Genomic DNA, 20,433 nt, shown 5'->3' on the forward strand with positions numbered 1-20,433 from the left:
CGACGCTCCGGTGGTGTGCCGTGCGGTCGGGGCTGCCGGTCTGCTCCGGGCTGCCGGCCCGACCGGAGGGCGGGCGGCCCACCCTCGTGGTCACCCCCCTGGTCACCCTCGTGGTCACCCCCTTGGCCATCCTCATGGTCGCCTCCCTGGCCACCCTCGTGGTCACCTCCCTGGTCGTCCCCTTGTTCAGCTGCCTGGTCGTCCTCTTGTTCACCTCCCTGGTCATCACCGTCGTCACCGCGGTGGCCACCGCCGCCGTCCCCACCACGGTCACCGCCGCCGTCACGGCCTTCGGCACGAGCGCCGCCCTCACCGTGCCTCCCCCGGCCGCGGGGCGTTCCGGTGGGCGGCGGGTTCGGCGGCGCGCAGCCGGGCGGCGAGCGCGGTCAGGGCCGCGTACTGGTCGGCCAGGGCGGACGGCCCGTCCCCCACCGGGTCCTTGAAGTAGAAGCCGAGTTCACTGAGCGGGCCGGTCATGCCCGCCTCGTGGGCGCGCAGGGTGAGGCGGGCCAGGTCGAGGACGAGCGGTGCGGCGAGGGCGGAGTCGCAGCCCTGCCAGATGGTCTGGAGGATCATGCGGGAGCCGAGGAAGCCGTCGAAGGCGATGTGGTCCCAGGCGGTCTTCCAGTCGCCGAGGGCGGGCACGTCGTCGATGTGGACCTCGCCCTCGGGTGTGGTGCCGAGGGTGTCGGCGAGGACGCGTTCCTTGCCCGCGTTCTTCGCCGCCGCGGCGGCCGGGTCGGCCAGCGCGGCGCCGTCGCCGCCGCCGAGCAGGTTGGTGCCGGACCAGGCCCGCACGTCGAGCGCCCGCTGGGCGAACATCGGGCCGAGGGCGGCGCGCAGCAGGGTCTGGCCGGTCTTGCCGTCCCGGCCCGCGTACGGCAGTCCGCTGGCGGCGGCCTCGTCGGCGAGGGCGGGGTGGTGGAGTCCGGTGGAGGGGGTGAAGTTGACGTACGGGCAGCCCGCGCGGAGGGCCGCCGCCGCGTAGAGGGAGCTGGGCGGCAGGGTGCCGTCGGTGGGCGCGGGCTCGGTGGAGGCGACGTTCACCACCACGGCCCGGGTCAGCTCGTGGCGCCGTACGAAGTCCTCGATGTCGGCGGCGAAGGCGGTGACCAGGCCGTCGGGGGTGCGGGTGTCGCCGGGGGCGGGGCCGCCGGGGCGGATCTCGGCGTCGGCGGCGGCGAGTTCGGCGGCGACGGCGGCGGGCAGCCCGGCGGGGAGCACGCCGCCCGCGGCGAGTGCTTCGGCGCGTTTGGGGAGGGGGCAGTCGATGGTGTCGTGGCCGCCGAAGACGAGGGCGGCGAGGGGTGGCAGGCCGGTGCCCGCGAAGGGCGGGGTCTCGGTGACCATGCCCGTGGGCGGGTGCAGGCCGGCCGTCATGGCGGCGCAGCCCGCGACCACGGTGGTGGCGACGGAACCGCGTGCGCCGATCAGCCAGACGCCGACGCGGGGACGGGGAAGGGACGCGGACATGGGCAGCCTCCTTGTCGTGCGCGAACCCTGGTGGCCCACCGGACCCGGCTCCGGCGGCGGCCGGGTGCCCCCGCCACAAGGCCGGGGGGACCGGGAAGCCGGGGGAGCCGGGAAGCCGGGGGCCGGGAGGGGAGAAACGACGGGGACGGGGTGCGGTGGATGACGGCGGGCGGGAGTCCGGCGTCTCCCGCCCGCCGCCGCTCAGTCGCCCGGCGCGGCCGTGGTGGCGCCCGCGGGCAGTTCCCTGATCCGCACGTCGCGGAAGGACACCTGGTCGGCGGCTCCGTGGTTCTGGATGCCGATGTGTCCGTCCGTGAGGCTGCGGGCCGGGTCGGTGTTGGTGAAGTCGTTGATGAGCACGCCGTTGAGCCAGACGCGCAGCCGTTCGCCCTCCACCCTGATCTCGTACGTGTTCCACTCCCCCGGCGGGTTCAGCGCGCGGTCGCGCAGGGCGACGTCGGCGGACTGGAAGTCGTACACGGCGCCGGTGGTCTTCTCCGGGGCGTCGGTGGCGTCGATCTGGATCTCGTAGCCGTTGTCGACCGCCGACCACGGGTCGTCGGAGGGCGGGAAGCCGACGAAGACGCCGGAGTTGTCGTCGCCGGAGTCGCTGGCCATCCGCCAGTCGAGCTTCAGGGAGTAGGCCCCGAAGCGGGAGGCGGCGTACCAGAGCATCCCCATGCCGCCCGACGTGGTGAGCGTGCCGTCGGCGCCCAGCTCGAAGGAGCCGGGGCCCGCCTGCCGCCAGCCGTCCAGCGAGGCGGCGGTGCCGTCGAAGAGCGGACGGTAGCCGGTCTCGGGGCGGCAGTCGGCCTGGGCGGCGCCGGTGGCCCAGCGGATGCCGCCCAGCAGGTGCTGCCGGAAGGCGGGTTCGGCGTAGGACTCCTTGGTGTGGCCGCCGCCGGTGTAGAAGGCCCGGCCGCCCTGGTAGTTCTGGCACCAGGCGATCGGGTGGTCGCCCCGCATGGTGCCGCCGGTGTAGGAGGACTCGTCGAGGGAGGCGAGGACATGGGCGTGTTCGCGCGGGTTGGAGCGGTAGTTGTACCACTCGTCGGTGCGGTTCCACGCCTTCTCCAGGCCCGCCGTGGCGGGGTGGGCCCGGTCCTCGACGTCGACCGTGGCGGGCTGGATCGCCGGGTGCGACTGGAAGTAGGCGCCCGCGAGGCCGCCGTAGAAGGCCCAGTCGTACTCGGTGTCGGCGGCGGCGTGGATGCCGACGTAGCCGCCGCCCTTGCGGATGTAGCCCTCGAAGGCGCGCTGCTGGGCGGGGCCGAGGACGTCGCCCGTCGTCGAGAGGAAGACGACGGCGTCGTACTTCCGCAGGTTGCGGGCGGTGAACGCGCCCGCGTCCTCGGTGGCGTCGACGGTGAAGCCGCCGTCGGCGCCGAGTTCCCGCAGGGCGTTCACCCCTTCGGGGATGGAGTCGTGCCGGAAACCGGCCGTCTTGGAGAAGACCAGGATCCGCGACGCGTCGGTGACCGGCGCCGACTGGGACACGGCCGGGGTGGCGGCCACGCAGCCGAGGAGCAGCGCGGAGCCGACGACGGCGGTGACGGGTCGTGCGGTGGGACGGGTCATCGCTGCCTCCCTCAGCCGGTGGTGAAGGTGAAGTCGTCCACGTCGAACAGGGCTCCGGTGCCGCTGCCCTTGAACACCAGGTACAGCGTGGTGGTGGAGCGCGGCGCGCGGGACAGGTCGGCGCTGACGTCCTGGAAGGTGTCCCAGCCGCCGGTCACGGGCACCGTGGCCGTGCCGAGGAGGGTGCCGGTGGCGGAGCCCGCCCGGATCTCCAGGGTGCCGCCCGCGCCGCCGGAGGAGATCCGCGCGGTGACGCTCTCGGCGTTGGCGAGGGCGTACGGCGTGAAGGAGATCCAGTCGCCGTCGTTGATGTCACCGACCGTCCGGCCGCCGTGCGCGGTCTCCTTGCTGATCACGCTGACGCCGGAGCTGTCGCCGAAGTGCTCGGCCTGGCGGTGCTTCGGCTGGGTGACGTGCTGGTCGTGGCTGGTCAGCGGGGCCTGGCCGCCGCCTCCGTTGTCGGTGTACTCGGCGTCGACGACGCCGAAGATGTTGGCGTCCTCGTCATGGCCGCCGTCGGCGCTGGTCTGCAGGGTGCCGGAGCAGCCCTTGGCGGAGGTCAGCGGGTGGCCGTGGGTGTCGTGGCCGAGGATGAAGTTGACGGTGACCTTGGAGCAGTCGACGGTCTTGCCGTCCTCGGGGTCGGTGACCTTCACCCGGAACGGGATGGCGTCACCGAAGCTGAACAGCTGCCCGTCCTTCGGCCTCTCCAGGACCACGGTGGGCGCGGTGTTGCCGACGACGATCTGGACGCTGGCGCTGCCGGTGCGGCCGGAGGGGTCCTCGGCGGTCACGGTGGCGGTGTAGGTGCCGTTGGCGCGGTAGCGGTGGGTGGGGTTGGCGGCGGTGGAGGTGGCGCCGTCACCGAAGTCCCAGTGGTAGGTGAGGGCGTCGCCGTCCTGGTCGCTGGTGCCCGCGGAGGAGAAGCGCACCCGCAGCGGGGCCTGCCCGGAAGTGCGGTTGGCGGTGGCCCGCGCGACCGGGGAGTGGCCGTCGGTGGCGTTCTCGATGCGGTACAGGGCGGAGTTCTCGTCGCCGCCGAACCATGCGAGGCCGTAGTCGAGGACGTACAGGGCGCCGTCCGGGCCGAAGGCCATGTCCATCACCTGGGTGCCGGTCCAGGGCACGTCGTTGATGGACCGCACGGTGCCGTCGGCGTCGCTGGAGATCCGCTTGATCCAGCGGCGGCCGAACTCACCGGCGAAGAAGTCGCCGTCGTATGCCTCGGGGAACTTGACCGGGGAGTCGAGCGCGGCGTCGTAGTGGTAGACCGGGCCGCCCATCGGGGACTCGGAGCCGCTGCCGAACTCGGGGACCGACGCGCCGTCGTACGGGATCCAGGCGGCCTGCGCCGGGGGCAGCTCGGTCAGGCCGGTGTTGTGCGGGGAGTCGTTCACCGGGGCGGCGCAGTCGAAGGGCGCGCCGGAGGTGCCGGTGGCGAAGTCGTAGTCGACGTAGGCGTCGTTGTCGCCGGTGCAGTACGGCCAGCCGAAGTTGCCGGGGCCGGTGACGCGGGCGAACTCGACCTGCCCGGCCGGGCCGCGGTCGGGGTCGGCCGAGCCCGCGTCGGGGCCGTAGTCGCCGACGTAGAGGATGCCGGTGGCCTTGTCGACGCTGAAGCGGAACGGGTTGCGGAAGCCCATGGCGTAGATCTCGGGCCGCGTCTTGTCGGTGCCGGGGGCGAAGAGGTTGCCCCCGGGGATGGCGTACGAGCCGTCGGCGTTGACCTTGATGCGCAGGATCTTGCCGCGCAGGTCGTTGGTGTTGCCGGAGGACCGCTGTGCGTCGAAGGCCGGGTTGCGGTCGGCGCGCTCGTCGATGGGCGTGAAGCCGTCCGACTGGAACGGGTTGGAGTCGTCGCCGGTCGACAGGTACAGGTTGCCCGCCGCGTCGAAGTCGATGTCGCCGCCGACGTGGCAGCAGATGCCGCGGGACGCCGGGACGCCGAGGATCTTCGTCTCGCTGGCGTTGTCCAGGGTGCCGTCCTCGTCGAGGACGAAGCGGGAGAGGCGGTTGACGCCGTCGAAGGGCGCGAAGTCGGCGGCGGTGCCGGTCTCGGGGGCGTCGCCCGCGGGGGTGTTCAGCGGGGGCGCGTAGTAGAGGTAGATGAATCGGTTCTCTGAGAAGTTCGGGTCGACGCCGATGCCCTGGAGGCCCTCCTCGTCATGGGAGTAGACGTCGAGTCTCCCGGCGAGCTTGGTGTTGCCCGCGGCGTCGGTGAGGCGGAGTTCGCCGTCGCGGGAGGTGTGCAGGACCGAGCGGTCCGGGAGGACGGCGAGCGACATGGGCTCCCCGACCTCCGCCTCGCCCTTGGCGAGGGTGACCTGCTGGAAGTCCTCCGCGGCGGCCAAGACGTCGGCGGACACGTCCGTGGGGTCGGCGGCGGTGGCCTGCGGCGCGGCGAGCGTCAGGGACGCGCCGGCCAGCAGGGCACCGCTGAGCAGGGCGACGGCTCTGCGCAGGAGGGGGTGTGGTGTGGGGCGGGAGGGACGGGTGGTGCGGTCGTTCCCGTGCACGGATGCCTCCAGGAAGGGGCCGGTTGTACGGGCGGGTGCGGGTGGTGCGGGCCAGTACGTGCGCCGGGGTGCGCCGTCACCCCGGAAGCGGGAGTCGCGGGGGGTCAGTTGCCGAACGCCGCGTCGAACGACGCCGTCGGCGGTTCGAAGTCGTACGCCTTGAGTCGTTTCAGCGCCTCCGGCGCGCCTTGCAGGCGGTCCATGCCCGCGTCCTCCCACTCCACGGAGACGGGTCCCTGGTAGTCGATGGAGCGCAGCATCCGGAAGACGTCCTCCCAGGGGACGTCCCCGTGTCCGGCGGAGACGAAGTCCCAGCCGCGGCGCGGGTCGCCCCAGGGCAGGTGGGAGCCGAGGCGGCCGTTGCGGCCGTCGAGGCGCTTGCGGGCCTCCTTGCAGTCCACGTGGTAGATCCGGTCCCGGAAGTCCCACAGGAAGCCGACCGGGTCGAGGTCCTGCCACACGAAGTGCGAGGGGTCGAAGTTGAGGCCGAACGCCGGTCGGCGGTCGACCGCGTCGAGGGCGCGTACGGTCGTCCAGTAGTCGTAGGCGATCTCGCTCGGGTGGACCTCGTGCGCGAACCGCACGCCCTCGGCGTCGAAGACGTCCAGGATCGGGTTCCAGCGTGCGGCGAAGTCCTCGTACCCGCGCTCGATCATCGACTCCGGGGCGGGCGGGAACATCGCGACCAGGTGCCAGATGGCGGAGCCGGTGAACCCGATGACGGTGTCCACGCCGAACGCGGCGGCGGCGCGGGCGGTGTCCGCGATCTCGGTGGCGGCCCGCCGCCGCACCCCCTCCGCCTCGCCGTCGCCCCAGATCCGGGCGGGCAGGATGGCCTGGTGGCGTTCGTCGATGATGGCGTCACAGACGGCCTGGCCGACGAGGTGGTTGGAGATGGCCCAGCACTTCAGGCCGTACTTGTCGAGCAGGGCGCGCCGGGAGTCCAGGTACGCGGGGTCGGTGAGGGCCTTGTCGACCTCGAAGTGGTCGCCCCAGCAGGCGAGTTCGAGGCCGTCGTAGCCGAAGTCGCGGGCGAGGCGGCAGACCTCTTCCAGCGGCAGATCGGCCCACTGGCCGGTGAAGAGCGTGAAGTCGCGGGGCATCCGGGCGGTCCTCCTCAGACGACGATCAGACAGCGGTCAGGCGGCGGTCAGGCGGCGGGCGGTCACAGGCGGTCACGGGCGGCGGACAACGGACGGACAGCGGGCAGACGGCGACCGGTCACAGGCGGCGGGAACCGGCGGGCGGCGGTCAGACGGCGACGGACGTCCGCGCTGCCGGCCCTCACGCCGCGACCGGCGTGTACACGCTGTTCTTCTCCGCGCTCTCCTCCACCGCCGCCAGCACCCGCTGCACCTGGAGCCCGTCCGCGAAGGACGGCTCGGGGCGGCGGCCCTCGGCGACGGCGTGCACCAGGTCGCGGGCCTGGTGGGCGAAGGTGTGCTCGTAGCCGAGGCCGTGACCCGGCGGCCACCAGGCGTGGAGGTAGGGGTGGTCGGGTTCGGTGACGAGGATGCGGCGGAAGCCGGAGTGGGTGTCCGGCTCGGTGGCGTCGTGGAACCAGAGTTCGTTCAGGCGCTCCAGGTCGAAGGCGAGGGAGCCGCGCTCGCCGTTGAGTTCCAGGCGCAGCGCGTTCTTGCGGCCGGTGGCGTAGCGGGTGGCCTCGAAGGAGGCGAGGGCGCCGGAGGCGAACCGGCCGGTGAACACGGCGGCGTCGTCGACGGTGACCTCCCCGGTGCCGTCGGCGGAGACGGCCGTCAGCCCGCTGCTGGGTCCGCCGGGCAGCGGCCGGTGCCGTACGAACGTCTCGGTCAGCGCGGAGACCCCGGCCAGCGGCTCGCCGACGAGGTACTGCGCGAGGTCGACGATGTGCGCGCCCAGGTCGCCCAGCGCGCCGGAGCCCGCGTGTTCCTTGCGCAACCGCCAGGTGAGCGGGAACTCCGGGTCGGTCAGCCAGTCCTGGAGGTACGTCACCCGGACGTGCCGCAGCGTGCCGAGGCGGCCCTCGGCGATCATCCGGCGGGCCAGGGCGGTGGCCGGCACCCGGCGGTAGTTGAAGCCGACCATGGCGAGCTGGCCGCGTTCGTAGGCCGCGTCGGCCGCCGCGGACATGGCCTCGGCCTCCTCGACGGTGTTGGCGAGGGGCTTCTCGCACAGCACGTGCTTGCCCGCGGCGAGCGCGGCGAGCGCGATCTCGGCGTGGCTGTCGCCGGGGGTGCAGATGTCGACGAGGTCGATGTCGTCGCGGGCGACCAGGGCGCGCCAGTCGGTCTCCGCCGTCGCCCAGCCGTGCCGGTCGGCCGCGGCGCGCACCGCGGCGGCGTCGCGTCCGCAGATCGCGGTCATGACGGGCCGCCGGGGCAGGTCGAAGACGTGGCCCACGGTGCGCCAGCCCTGGGAGTGGGCGGCGCCCATGAAGGCGTAGCCCACCATGCCGATGCGCAGGGGCGGCGCCGGGGCCGCGCCCTCGTCGTCGGGCCCTTCGGGCTGCTGCGGCTGTCCCATTGGATGACTCCTCCTGGTCGTCGTGGCGCGGTGGGGGGTGGCGCCCGGCCCGTCGTCTGCGGCGGGCCGGGCCCGTGGTGCGGGACGCCTCACTCGAAGCCGGTGGACATGTACTGTCCGACGTTCTCCTTGTCCACGACGGCCGAGTAGAGCGTGATCGAGGCGGGGATCTCGTACTCGGCCATGCCGCCGACGCCCTTGCCCTGGCCGAGGGCGCGGGCGAGGTCGATCGCGGAGGCGGCCATGGTGGGCGGGTAGAGGACGGTGGCCTTCAGGACGCTGTCGTCCGCCTCGATGGCCTGGAAGGCGGAGAGCGCGCCCGCGCCGCCGACCATCAGGAAGTCGTCGCGTCCGGCCTGTTCGATGGCGCGCAGGGCGCCCACGCCCTGGTCGTCGTCGTGGTTCCACAGGGCGTCGAAGTCGGACTGGGCCTGGAGCAGCTGGGCCATCTTGGCCTGCCCGGACTCCACGGTGAACTCGGCGGCCTGCCGGGCGACCTTCTTGATGTTGGGGTAGTTCTTCAGGGCGTCGTCGAAGCCCTGGGTGCGCTGCTGGGTCAGTTCCAGGTTGTCGAGCCCGGCGAGTTCGATGACGCGGGCGTCCGGCTTGTCCTTGAGCTGCTCGCCGATGTAGTGCCCGGCGTTGAGGCCCATGCCGTAGTTGTCGCCGCCGATCCAGCAGCGGTAGGCCTGCGGGCTGTTGAAGATGCGGTCGAGGTTGATCACGGGGATGCCCGCGCGCATCGCCTTCAGGCCGACCTGGGTGAGTGCCTTGCCGTCGGCGGGCAGGATCACCAGGACGTCGACCTTCTTGTTGATGAGGGTCTCGATCTGGCCGATCTGCTGGGCGGTGTCGTTGGAGCCCTCGGTGATCTCCAATGTGACGTCGGAGTACTTCCCGGCGCGGCTCTTGGCGTTGTCGTTGATGGCGTTGAGCCAGCCGTGGTCGGCCTGGGGTCCGGCGAAGCCGATGGTGACCTGCTTGCCGGGCTTGTCGTCGGCGGCGGGCTGGTTGTTGTCGGCCTTGTCGCTGTCCTTGTCGCTGGACTCGTTGCTCGTGCAACCGGCGAGGAGGGCACCGGCCGAGACGGCGGCGGTCCCGAAGAGCATGCCTCTGCGTGTGGGGAGCTGTGTCATGGCGGTGAACCCTTTCCTCATGTCGTGCTCGCGGTACGGCGTTGGACCAGCACGGCGGCGACGATGATCGCGCCCTTGGCGATCTGCTGGACGTCGCTCTGCAGGTTGTTCAGGGCGAAGATGTTGGTGATGGTGGTGAAGATCAGGACGCCGAGCACGGAGCCGGTGATGGTGCCCCGGCCACCGCTGAGCAGGGTGCCGCCGATGATCGCGGCGGCGATGGCGTCGAGTTCGTAGAGGTTTCCGTTGGTGTTCTGGCCGGAGCCGGACAGGATGATCAGCAGGAAGGCGGCGATGCCGCAGCACAGTCCGGACAGCAGGTAGAGGTAGAGGCGCTGGCGGCGGACGTCGATCCCGGCGAGGCGGGCGGCCTCCGGGTTGCCGCCGACGGCGACGGTGCGGCGGCCGAAGGTGGTGCGGTTGAGCACCAGCCAGCCCACGATGGTCACGAACGCGAAGACGAGGACCAGTGGCGGGATGCCGAGCACGTACGCGTCGCGTTCGCCGAGGTCGAGGACGCTGTCGACGGTGACGATCTGGGTGCGGCCGTCGGTGATCTGGAGGGCGAGGCCGCGGGCGGAGGCGAGCATGGCGAGGGTGGCGATGAACGGGACCATCCCGCCGTAGGCGATGAGCAGTCCGTTGACCAGGCCGCAGCCGACGCCGACGAGTACGGCGGTGAAGAGGATGCCGCCGAAGCCGTACTCCTGGGTGGCGACGGTGGTCGCCCACACCGAGGCGAGGGCGACGATCGCGCCCACCGAGAGGTCGATGCCGCCGGAGGTGATGACGAAGGTCATGCCGACGGTGACGACACCGATGACGGACGCCTGGGTGAGGACGAGTTGGAGGTTGCGGGTGTCGAGGAACTCGTCGGGCTTGGTGACGCCGCCGATGACGACGAGGACGGCGAGGACACCCAGCAGGCTCAGGGTGCGGACGTCGGCGCGGAACAGGATGCCGCGCCAGTCGGGGGTCCGGGGCGCCGACGGCACCTTGTCGGCGCTGTCCCGCGGCGGGGAGACGTGCTGCGTCATGACGCCGGGCTTCCTTCCATCACGAGGTCGAGTACGCGGTGTTCGTCGAGTTCACGGGCGGGCGCGCTGTGTACGACGCGGCCCTCACGGAGCACCAGGACGCGGTCGGCGAGGCCGAGCACCTCGGGCACCTCGCTGGACACGAGCAGCACCCCGAGGCCGTCGTCGGCCAGTCGGCGGACGACCGCGTACAGTTCGGCGCGGGCGCCCACGTCGACGCCGCGGGTGGGTTCGTCGAGCAGCAGCACCCGGCAGCCGCGCAGCAGCCAGCGCGCGAGGACCGCCTTCTGCTGGTTGCCGCCGGACAGGGTGCGCACCGGCACGGACGGGTTGTCGGGCCGCAGCGACAGCTGGCGGGTGGCGGCCCGCGCGGCGCCCAGTTCGGCGCCGCGGTCGATCCAGCCGCCGCGGGAGAAGCGGGACATGGAGGAGACGGAGACGTTCCGGGTGACCGACTCCAGCATGAGCAGGGCCTGCGCCTTGCGTTCCTCGGGGGCGAGCCCGAGTCCGGCGCGGACGGCTGCGCGGACGCTGCCGGGCCGCAGTTGCCGGCCGTCGACCAGCACCTGACCGGCGGTCGGCTTGCGGGCGCCGTACACGGTCTCCAGGATCTCCGACCGCCCCGAGCCGACCAGCCCGGCCAGCCCGACGATCTCCCCCGGGCGCACCTCCAGGTCCAGCGGCTCGAACTCGCCCTCCCGGGCCAGTCCGCGCACCTGGAGCAGGGGCGCGGCGGTGGCCGGGGCGACGGGCCGGTCCGGGAAGACGTACTCGACGTTGCGGCCGGTCATCATCGCGACGACCTCGCGGGTCGGGGTGGACTTGGCGGGCAGTCCGCCCGCCACCGCCCGGCCGTCCTTGAGCACGGTGACCCGGTCCCCGATCCGCCGGATCTCCTCCAGGCGGTGCGAGATGTAGACGACGGCGACGCCCTCGGCGGTGAGGTCGCCGACGATGCGGAAGAGGTTGTCGACCTCGTCCGGGTCGAGCGCCGCGGACGGCTCGTCCATCACGATCAGCCGTACGTGGTGGGAGAGCGCCCGCGCCATCGACACGATCTGCTGCTGCGCCGCCGACAACTCCCCCACCAGGCGCGCCGGGTCGATCTCCGGGTGGCCGAGCCGCTTCAGCAGCTCGGCCGTGGACGCGCGGGCGGTGCCGCGCCGCACGACGAAGCCGGCGGCGGTGGGTTCGTGGCCGAGGTGGACGTTCTCGGCGACGGACAGGTGTTCCACCAGGTCGAGTTCCTGGTAGATGGTGGCGATGCCGAGGCGCATGGCGGCGATCGGGGAGCGCAGGGTGACGGCCTCGCCGCGCCAGCGGATGGTGCCGCCGTCGGGCTGGTGGGCGCCCGCGAGGACCTTGATCAGAGTGGACTTCCCGGCGCCGTTCTGGCCGAGCAGGCAGTGCACCTCACCGGCCTGGACGTCGAGGTCGACTCCGTCCAGGGCGCGGACTCCGGGGAACGACTTGGTGATGCCGGACATGCTGAGGAGGGGTGGTTCTGGTGCCATGTGGGTTCCCCTTGGCGGGCGGGCGTGCGGGCCGGTTCAGGGCAGGGCGGAGCAAGGCGGGGCGGGGTGGAGCGAGGCGGGGCGGGGCCGGGCGGCGGAACAGGGTGGAGCAGGGCAGCGCGAAACGGGGCGGGGTGGTGCGGTGCGGTGCTGTGCGCTGGACTGGACTACGGGTTTACGCCGGTGAGAACAGGTGGTCGCTGATGAGCCGGGCCGCGCCGATGACTCCGGCGGTGGGCCCCAACTCGCCTAGGACGATGGGGAGGTTGCCGGTCGCCAGGGGCAGCGACTGGCGGTAGACCTGGGTGCGGATCGCGGCGAGCAGGTTGTGGCCGAGGCCGGTCACCCCGCCGCCGATCACCACCAGGCCGGGGTTGAAGAAGCTGACCAGACCGGCGATGACCTTGCCGGTGTGGTTGCCGCCCTCGCGGATCAGGTCCAGGGCGGTGGCGTCGCCCGCGGCAGCGGCGGCGGCGACGTCGGCGGCGCTGAGGCCGCCGCCGGTCTCCAGCCGTGCGGCGAGTTCGGCCGAGTGGCCCTGCTGGGCCGCCTCCAGGGCGTCGCGGGCGAGCGCGGCGCCGCTGAAGTGGGCTTCCAGGCAGCCCCGGTTGCCACAGGCGCAGGGACGCCCGTCGGGTACGGCCTGGATGTGTCCGATGTCGCCCGCGCTGCCCGTCGTACCGCGGTAGACCTCTCCGCCGACGACGATGCCGCAGCCGATACCGGTGCCGATCTTGACGCAGAGGAAGTCACCCACGGTCCGGGCGACCCCGGCGTGCTGCTCCCCCATCGCCATGAGGTTCACGTCGTTGTCGACCATGACCGGGCAGCCGAGTTCCTGGCTGAGCGCCTCCCGCACGGGGAAGCCGTCCCAGCCCGGCATGATCGGCGGCGCCACGGGGACGCCCTCGGGGAAGCGCACCGGGCCCGGGACGCCGATCCCGGCGCCGTCGAAGCCCTCCGCGAGCCCGGAGGCCCGCAGCTTGGCCGCCATGGCGAGGACCTGCTCGAAGACCGCGACCGGGCCCTCGCGCACCTCCATGGGCTGGGTGATGTGCCCCAGGATCTCCAGCTCGGCGTTGGTGACCGCGACGTCGATGGAGGTCGCGCCGATGTCGACGCCGAGGAACCGGAGGTTCGGGGCGAGCCGGATGTTGTGGGACCGGCGGCCACCGCGCGAGGCGGCGAGCCCGTCGGCGACCACGAGACCGGTCTCCAGCAGCCGGTCCACCTCCACCGCCAGCTTGGACCGGGACAGGTCGACCTGGTCGCCCAGCTGGGCCCGGGAGTTGGGACCGCCGTCGCGCAGCAGCTTCAGCAGCCTGGCCTGGTGGGAGTTGGCGGGTCGTGCCGTCATGCGTCTCACGAACCCCTCCCCGCCTCTGTCGGCCAGTGCGCGCCGGTTTCCGGCCACCTGTGTGGCTTGCTTCGGTACGGAACGTAGCAGCGGCTGCCACGACTGGGAAGAAGTCGTGCGCGAATTACCGACGACTTTTTCCACTCGCAGGACAAAGAGGGGGAGCACACCACCGCACACCGCGATGAATCCGGCAATCGGCCGGGTCGCGTGGCGCGCTGGTGTCGCCCGGTCCGGGCGCCGAGGATAGGCGTCGACGCCGGGCCGAACACGGTCCGGGCGACGGGAGAGGACGGTGACGACCGCATGTTCTTAGTGACGGGTGCGACCGGGAACGTCGGCGGCGAGCTGGTACGGGCCCTCGCCGGGGCCGGTGAGCCGGTGCGCGCGCTGAGCCGCGCCGGGCGGCCGGACGGGCTGCCGCCGGGGGCGGAGGCCGCGGCGGGCGACCTCAACGAGCCCGGGACGGTGCGGGACGCGCTGGACGGCGTGACGGGAATGTTCCTGATGCCCGGGTACGCCGGTCAGCGGCAGATCCTGGCGGACGCGCGGGCGGCGGGCGTACGGCGGGTCGTGCTGCTGTCCGGCCGGTCGGCGGGGACCGGCGACACCGGCAACGCGGTCGCCGCGTACATGATCGACGCGGAGGAGGCGGTGCGGGAGTCCGGGCTGGCGTGGACCTGCGTACGGCCGACCAGCTTCATGTCCAACGCGCTGCAACTGGCGGACCAGCTCCGCGCGGGCGACACCGTGCGGGCGCCGTTCCCGGACGTGGCGACGGCCGACATCGACCCGTACGACATCGCGCGGACCGTCATGGCCGCGCTGCGCTCGGCGGAGTTCGAGGGCCGGGTCCTCGACGTGTCCGGCCCCGAGGCGCTGCTGCCCGCCGACCGGGTGCGGATCCTCGGCAAGGTACTGGGCCGGGAGCTGCGCGCCGTGGGGCTCACCGACGCGGAGGCGCGCGCCGAGCTGGAGGCGCGGATGCCGGTGCCGTACGTGGACGCCTTCTTCAGCTTCTTCGTGGACGGGACGCTGGACGAGTCGGAGGTGCTGCCGACCGTCGAGGAGGTCACCGGCCGGGCGCCGCGCACCTTCGAGGAGTGGGCCCGAGCGCACGCCGACCGGTTCTGAGGCGCGGAGTTGACCGCGTCACACCGCCGACCGGAGCGGGCGCCGCCCCGGCCTCACGGGCACCGTACGACCTGTCCGGCGTACGACAGGTTGCCGCCGAAGCCGAACAGCAGCACCGGGTCGCCGCTGGTGACCGCGCCCTGCTCGACCAGCTTGGAGAAGGCGAGCGGGATGCTGGCCGCCGAGGTGTTGCCCGACGCGGTGACATCACGGGCGACCACGGCGTTGACGGCGCCGATCTTCTCGGCGAGCGGTTCGATGATGCGCAGGTTGGCCTGGTGCAGGACGACCGCGGCGAGGTCGGCGGGCGCCAGTCCGGCGCGCTCGCAGGCCCGCCGGGCGATCGGCGGCAGCTGGGTGGTGGCCCAGCGGTAGACGCTCTGCCCCTCCTGCGCGAACCGTGCCGGGACACCCTCGATGCGCACCGCGTGCCCCATCTCCGGCACCGAGCCCCACAGCACCGGCCCGACGCCGGGCTCCCCGGTGCCGGGCGACGCCTCGACGACGGCGGCGCCCGCGCCGTCGCCGACGAGCACACACGTCGTACGGTCCGTCCAGTCGGTGACCTCGGACATCTTGTCGGCGCCGATCACCAGCGCCCGGGTCGCGGCGCCCGCCCGCACGGTGTGGTCGGCGGTGGCCAGGGCGTGGGTGAACCCGGCGCAGACGACGTTGACGTCCATCGCGGCGGGCGAGGGCACGCCGAGCCGGGCGGCGACGCGGGCGGCCGTGTTCGGGGAGCGGTCGACGGCGGTGGAGGTGGCGACCAGGACCAGGTCGATGTCGCCGGGGGTGAGCCCCGCCGCGGCCAGCGCCTTGGCGGCGGCGTGCGCGGCGAGTTCGTCCACGGGCTCGTCGGGCCCGGCGATGTGGCGTGTGCGGATGCCCACCCGGCTGGTGATCCACTCGTCACTGGTGTCGACCAGGCCCGCCAGGTCCTCGTTGGTGAGCACCTTGGCGGGCTGGTAGTGGCCGAGTGAGGCGATGCGTGAGCCGGTCATTGGGTGGATCCCCCTCGTTGCCTTGGGTAGCGGGATGCCCCAGTCTGATCAGTGACTCACGGGTACGGCGGCAGGCAAGGCGACAGGATTCCGGCGCCTGCGTTGTCGGCTTCCCTCAGGCCGTCGGACGCCCGAACACCTGTCGAACACCCACCCCGTGCACGGCCGCGTGGCCTTGCGGACCTGCTCGTGGAACCCCGTCGCCCGGCGCGACCCCGCACACCGGGCCGGGCGCCCTCAGTCGTGCGGTACCAGGGCCACCGGTCCCCCCACCTGGTGGATCAGGGCGTGCGCGACCGGGCCGGTCCGCGGGGTGGGTGGGGCGTGGCGGCGGCGGAGGCCGACGACCAGGAGGGAGGCGTCGGCCGCGGCGGGGACGAGGACGTGGGCCGGGCGGCCCTCGTGGCAGACCTCCAGGACGGGCACGGTCGGGAACTTCTCCCGCCAGGGCAGCAGGAGTTCCGCCAGTTCGCGGGCCGCGGAGTCACGGAGCCGGGCCTGGCGTGCGGCGGCGTCCGGGAAGCCGTGGGCGAACGGCAGGTGCCAGGCGTGCACGGCCCGCAGCGGCGCCCGGCGCAGGTCGGCGGCGCGGAAGGCGAAGGCGAGGACGTCGTCGCTGGGCTCGTCGACGTCGACGGCGACCGCGACCTCCCGGCAGGGAGTGCGCACCGACGGGGCGCCGTCGGCGTCCGGCAGGTGCTCGTCCTCGGCCGCCGTGCCGCCCCGGACCAGGACGATCGGGCGCTCACTGCGCGCGACCGTGGCCAGGGCGACCGACCCGGAGACGAAACCGCCGAGCCCGGTGGGTCCCTGGCTGCCGATGGCCAGGAGTTCGCCCCGCTCGGACTCGGCGAGCAGGGCGGGCACGGGCAGCCTGTCGACCTGCTCGGCGGTGATGGCCAGCTGCGGGTACCGCTCCCCCAGCCGGTCGAGGGCGGTGCGCAGGACGTGCCGGGCGTGCTGCTGCGGTGCCCGCAGTTCGGGCAGGACCGACGCGGGGGCGCCCTCCGGGAGGCCCGCCTCCCAGGCGTGCACGAGCCGGAGGGGCAGTCCGCGGCGCAGCGCCTCCCGCGCCGCCCAGTCGGCGGCGGCGAAGCCTTCGCTGGAACCGTCCACACCGGCCACAACTGGCCTGATCATGACCGTCACCTCCCAGGTCATGCCGTGGGTGAGCGGGGCGGCCGGTGGGGCCGCGCGCTGCCGGAGACGCGAGGGGCCTCCGACCACCAGCGTGCGCAACGCGCGTCCCAGGGGCAAGGGCCGTCCGGCCCGGCCCGGTGTGCCCCAGGGGTCCGGGGAACCGTTCAGTCCTCCTGCGGTACCACCGCGACCGGGCACATCGCGTGGTGCAGCAGCGTGTGGGCCACCCGGCCGAGCTGGAGCCCGAAGTGCCCCTGGCGGCGGCGGGCGCCGACGACCACCAGGTCGGCGGCGGCCGAGTGCCGCACCAGGACCCGGCGCGCCTGCCCCTCCACCGTCGTACGGCGCACGGTGACGGCGGGGTGGTCGGCGAGCGGGGCGCGGAGGAGTTCCTCCAGCTGGGTGATGGCGCGGTCCTCGTGGTAGCGGGCGGGTTCCTCGGCGAGGACGGCGACGTCGGCGCTCTCGTGGGCGGGGCAGCGCCAGGCGCGGACCGCGTCGAGGGTGTCGCCGCGGACCTCGGCCTCGCGGACGGCGAACCGCGCGGCGGCGTCCCCGGTGCCCGGTTCCCCGGCGCCGAGGAGCACGCGTCCGTGGCCGCCGGTCAGCGCGGCCCGGTCGCCGCGTACGACGATCACCGGGCAGTGCGCGCGGGCGGCGACGGCCAGGCTCACCGAGCCGAGCAGCAGCCCCTTCAGCTCACCGCGCCCCCGGTGCCCGGTGACCAGGGCGAAGGCGTCGTCGGCGGCCCGCAGCAGCGCCTCCGCCGGGTCCTGGGCGTGGACGACCGTGGAGAGCTTCACGCCGGAGTCGCGGCGCCGGGCGCGTTCGGCCGCGGCGGCGACGACGTGCTCGGACACCAGTCGCTCGGCGGGGCGCTGCGGACCACCGCCCAGCAGGGTGAGGCTCTCGTAGCGCTCCCAGAGGGAGGCGTACGCCAGGCGCAGGGGCACGCCGTGCCGGGCGGCCTCGTCGACGGCCCAGTCCACCGCCGCCAGCGAGCCCTCCGATCCGTCCACGCCCACGACCAGGGGCCGTTCCGTCGTCGTCATCGTTCCCACCGCCTCGTCCTCGGGCAGGTGCGGGGTGCCGTACCGGTCGATGCCCACGCTGGCAGCGGCGGGGGCCGGGCGGCAGGGGCTGTCCGGGCTCCGGCGGGGTCCGTTCGGCCCCTGTCGGGTCGGGCGCGGTCGCCGCACACTGGCCGTGGGGCCCGGAGTGAGGAGCGGGACATGTCCGTCGGCCGGATCGTCGTCATCGGGGTCGGGAACGAGTTCCGCCACGACGACGGTGTGGGCTGGGCCGTGACGGCCCGGCTGGCCGAGCGCGCCGCCGACCGGCCGCTGCCGCCCGGCACCGTCGTCGAGGACTGCGACGGCGACCCGGCGAGGCTGCTGGCCCTGTGGGAGGGCGCCGCCCTCGCGGTCGTGGTCGACGCCGCGCACGCCGCGCCGCCGTACCCCGGCCGGGTCCACCGGCTCACTCTGGACGGCACCGGCGCGGCCCGCACCACGACCACCAGCTCCCACGGGCTGGGCCTCGGGGACGCCGTGGAGCTGTCCCGGGTCCTCGGCCGGCTGCCGCGCCGCCTGGTCGTGTACGCCGTCGAGGGCGCCGACCGGTCGCTGGGCAGGGGCCTGTCCGCCGCCGTCGCCGCCCGGGTGGACGCGCTGGCGGACGCGGTCGAGGAGGACGTGCGCCGGGAGGTGCCGGACGGGCGGGAGGCGGGCCATGGCCGCGGGTGAGCGCCGCCGCACCCAGCACATCGAGGTCTTCGGGCGGGTCCAGGGCGTCGGCTTCCGGCCCTACGTGCACCGCACGGCCACCGCGCTGGGCCTGGACGGCTGGGTGTGCAACGTGGACGGCCACGTCGAGCTGACCGTCTCCGGCCGCCCGGACGCCCTGCGCGAGCTGGTCGCGCGGCTCCGGGACCGGCCGCCGCCGCTGGCCGCCGTGCGCCGGATCGACGTGACCGACGCGCCCGGTGCGCCCGACCGCGCCGGGTTCACCGTCGTGGCCAGCCAGGCCGACCCGTCCGCCGCGCCCCGTGAGATCCCCCCGGACGCGGCGGTCTGCGACGCGTGCCTGGCGGAGCTGTTCGACCCGGACGACCGGCGGTACCGCTACCCGTTCGTCAACTGCACCGACTGCGGCCCGCGCGCCACCGTCATCGAGGACCTGCCGTACGACCGGGAGCGCACCACGATGCGCCGCTTCCCGCTCTGCCCGGACTGCGCGGCCGAGTACGCCGACCCGGCCGACCGGCGCTTCCACGCCGAGCCCCTCGCCTGCCCGGTCTGCGGCCCCCGGCTCGCCTGGGCGGACCTGACCGGCGAGGACGCGCTCCAGGCGGCGGTGCGGGCGGTCCGGGACGGCGGCATCGTGGCGGTGAAGGGGCTCGGCGGCTACCAGCTGGTCTGCGACGCCACCGACGCCGGGGCGGTCGCGCGGCTGAGGCGGCGCAAGCGCAGGCCCGCCAAGCCGTTCGCCGTGATGGTGGCCGACCTGGCCGCCGTCCGGCGGCTGGCGCGCACCGGCCGTACCGAGGAGGACGTGCTCGGCTCGCCGCAGCGGCCGGTGCTGCTGCTCCCCGCCCAGCACCGGGGCGGGCGGCTCGCGCCCGAGGTGCACCCCGGCACCGGGCGGGTGGGCCTGTTCCTGCCCACGACGGGGCTGCACCACCTGCTGCTGCGCGCGCTGGCCCGGCCGCTCGTCGTCACCAGCGGCAACCTCGCCGACGAGCCCATCGCCACCGACGACGACGCCGCCCGCCGTTCGCTCGGCGCGGTCGCGGACGGCTTCCTGACCCATGACCGGCCCATCCGGGCCCGCTACGACGACTCGGTCGTCCAGGTCTCCCACGGCACGGCACGCACGCTGCGGCGGGCGCGCGGGTACGCCCCGGCGCCGCTGGCGCTGCCGGTCGCCGCGCCCGTCCCGGTGGTGGGCGCCGGTGCCCAGCTCAAGCACACGTTCACGCTGGCCGAGGCGGGCCGGGCGCACCTGGGCCCGCACACCGGGGACCTCGCGGACACGGCGACGTACGACGCCTTCACCACCTCGTACGCGGAGCTGACCCGGCTCACCGGCGTCGCCCCGCGCGTCGTCGCGCACGACCGGCACCCCGGCTACCTGTCCACCCGGTGGGCGGGCGGGCAGCGGCGTTTCGAGCGGCGGATCGCCGTCCAGCACCACCACGCGCACGTGGCCGCCGTCGCCGCCGAGCACGCCGTGACCGGGCCGTTCGTCGGCGTCGCCTACGACGGTCTGGGGTACGGCGACGACGGCACGCTGTGGGGCGGCGAGGTGCTCGTCGCCGACCTGGCGGGGTACCGCAGGGTGGGCCGCTTCGCGCGGGCGCCGCTGCCCGGCGGGGAGGCCGCGGTCCGGCATCCGTCGCGGATGGCGCTCGGCTACCTGCACGGCCTGGAGCCGCTGGGCGGCCCCCGGCCGGATCCCGCCCTGGTGCGGCGGTTCACGGACCGGCTCGACGCCCGGGAGGCCGCTTTCGTCCGGGCCATGGTGGAGCGCGGCGTCAACTGCCCGCACGCGTCCAGCGCGGGACGGCTGTTCGACGCGGCGGCGAGCCTGCTCGGCCTCGGCGACACGGTGTCGTACGAGGGTCAGGCGGCCGTCGCCCTGGAGAGCGCGGCGGGCCGGCTGCGGCCGGGCGCGCTGCCGTGGCGGCTGGCGCGGGCGGACGGGCTGTGGGTGTACGACCCGGGCCCGACGCTCACCGCGCTGCTCGAAGGGGTCGCCGCGGGGGTGCCGGTGCCCCGGCTGGCCGCCGCCTTCCACACCGCCGTCGCCGAGGTCACCGCGGCGCTGGTCGGGCGGGCGGTGGCGGAGGGCGCCCCGCCGACGGTGTGCCTGGGCGGCGGCTGCTTCCAGAACCCGCGGCTGCTCGCCGAGGTGACCGGGCTGCTGCGGGCGCGGGGGACCCGGGTGCTCACCGGCCGGGCGGTGCCGGTCAACGACGGCGGGATCAGCTACGGACAGACGGCGGTCGCCGCCGCCGTGCTGGCGGGAGAGAGGTGAGCGC

15 protein-coding genes are annotated in these 20,433 nt (G+C 74.2%); 3 read left to right on the plus strand and 12 right to left on the minus strand.

Annotation, left to right across the window (positions count from 1 at the left end; all coding sequences use genetic code 11):
* Positions 1-309: 309 nt before the first annotated feature.
* From ABZ659_RS06955 to ABZ659_RS06995, 9 genes are all read right to left on the minus strand, one after another.
* Complete coding sequence (locus ABZ659_RS06955; protein WP_360214280.1) at positions 310-1,473, minus strand: inositol-3-phosphate synthase; 1,164 nt, start codon at positions 1,471-1,473, stop codon at positions 310-312.
* 201 nt (positions 1,474-1,674) lie between these two features.
* Positions 1,675-3,051: a ThuA domain-containing protein gene (locus ABZ659_RS06960; RefSeq protein WP_360214282.1), complete on the minus strand. Its 1,377-nt coding sequence runs from the start codon at positions 3,049-3,051 to the stop codon at positions 1,675-1,677.
* A gap of 11 nt (positions 3,052-3,062) precedes the next feature.
* On the minus strand, positions 3,063-5,567 hold the full coding sequence (locus ABZ659_RS06965) for a PQQ-dependent sugar dehydrogenase (RefSeq protein WP_360214284.1): 2,505 nt from the start codon (positions 5,565-5,567) through the stop codon (positions 3,063-3,065).
* A 104-nt stretch (positions 5,568-5,671) separates the two neighbouring features.
* The gene (locus ABZ659_RS06970) at positions 5,672-6,670 is read right to left on the minus strand and encodes a sugar phosphate isomerase/epimerase family protein (RefSeq protein WP_360214286.1); all 999 of its coding nucleotides are present in this window, start codon (positions 6,668-6,670) and stop codon (positions 5,672-5,674) included.
* A gap of 181 nt (positions 6,671-6,851) precedes the next feature.
* Positions 6,852-8,072, minus strand: coding sequence for a Gfo/Idh/MocA family oxidoreductase (locus ABZ659_RS06975; protein ID WP_360214288.1), 1,221 nt, complete (start codon positions 8,070-8,072; stop codon positions 6,852-6,854).
* Positions 8,073-8,161: 89 nt separating this feature from the next.
* Positions 8,162-9,208 carry a substrate-binding domain-containing protein gene (locus ABZ659_RS06980; protein ID WP_360214290.1) on the minus strand — a complete coding sequence of 349 codons (1,047 nt, stop codon included), beginning with the start codon at positions 9,206-9,208 and terminating at the stop codon, positions 8,162-8,164.
* A 17-nt stretch (positions 9,209-9,225) separates the two neighbouring features.
* Positions 9,226-10,245, minus strand: a complete 1,020-nt coding sequence (locus tag ABZ659_RS06985) for an ABC transporter permease (protein ID WP_360214292.1) — start codon at positions 10,243-10,245, stop codon at positions 9,226-9,228.
* Complete coding sequence (locus ABZ659_RS06990) at positions 10,242-11,759, minus strand: sugar ABC transporter ATP-binding protein (protein WP_360214294.1); 1,518 nt, start codon at positions 11,757-11,759, stop codon at positions 10,242-10,244. Before ABZ659_RS06990 ends, ABZ659_RS06985 begins: the two co-directional genes overlap by 4 nt.
* 175 nt (positions 11,760-11,934) lie before the next feature.
* Entirely contained in the window at positions 11,935-13,116 is a 1,182-nt protein-coding gene (locus ABZ659_RS06995; protein ID WP_360214297.1) for an ROK family transcriptional regulator, read from the minus strand.
* A gap of 306 nt (positions 13,117-13,422) precedes the next feature.
* Here ABZ659_RS06995 and ABZ659_RS07000 point away from each other — a divergent pair, with 306 nt between their 5' ends.
* Positions 13,423-14,250, plus strand: a complete 828-nt coding sequence (locus tag ABZ659_RS07000; RefSeq protein WP_360214299.1) for an NAD(P)H-binding protein — start codon at positions 13,423-13,425, stop codon at positions 14,248-14,250.
* Positions 14,251-14,303: 53 nt separating this feature from the next.
* On the opposite strand, the gene ABZ659_RS07005 is transcribed toward ABZ659_RS07000, so the two are convergent.
* From ABZ659_RS07005 to ABZ659_RS07015, 3 genes are all read right to left on the minus strand, one after another.
* Positions 14,304-15,251, minus strand: a complete 948-nt coding sequence (locus tag ABZ659_RS07005; protein ID WP_360214301.1) for a beta-ketoacyl-ACP synthase III — start codon at positions 15,249-15,251, stop codon at positions 14,304-14,306.
* Between the two features lie 237 nt (positions 15,252-15,488).
* The gene (locus tag ABZ659_RS07010) at positions 15,489-16,391 is read right to left on the minus strand and encodes a universal stress protein (RefSeq protein ID WP_360214303.1); all 903 of its coding nucleotides are present in this window, start codon (positions 16,389-16,391) and stop codon (positions 15,489-15,491) included.
* Between the two features lie 164 nt (positions 16,392-16,555).
* The gene (locus tag ABZ659_RS07015; protein ID WP_360214486.1) at positions 16,556-17,443 is read right to left on the minus strand and encodes a universal stress protein; all 888 of its coding nucleotides are present in this window, start codon (positions 17,441-17,443) and stop codon (positions 16,556-16,558) included.
* 180 nt (positions 17,444-17,623) lie between these two features.
* Between ABZ659_RS07015 and ABZ659_RS07020 the strand changes: the two genes are divergently transcribed.
* Both ABZ659_RS07020 and hypF read left to right on the plus strand, forming a co-directional pair.
* Entirely contained in the window at positions 17,624-18,136 is a 513-nt protein-coding gene (locus tag ABZ659_RS07020) for a hydrogenase maturation protease (protein WP_360214305.1), read from the plus strand.
* Positions 18,123-20,429 carry a carbamoyltransferase HypF gene (hypF, locus tag ABZ659_RS07025; RefSeq protein ID WP_360214307.1) on the plus strand — a complete coding sequence of 769 codons (2,307 nt, stop codon included), beginning with the start codon at positions 18,123-18,125 and terminating at the stop codon, positions 20,427-20,429. The genes ABZ659_RS07020 and hypF overlap by 14 nt, the downstream gene beginning before the upstream one ends.
* Positions 20,430-20,433 lie beyond the last annotated feature (4 nt).

The sequence above is a fragment of the Streptomyces sp. NPDC006997 genome (genome assembly GCF_040635175.1).
Taxonomy (GTDB): Bacteria; Actinomycetota; Actinomycetes; order Streptomycetales; family Streptomycetaceae; genus Streptomyces.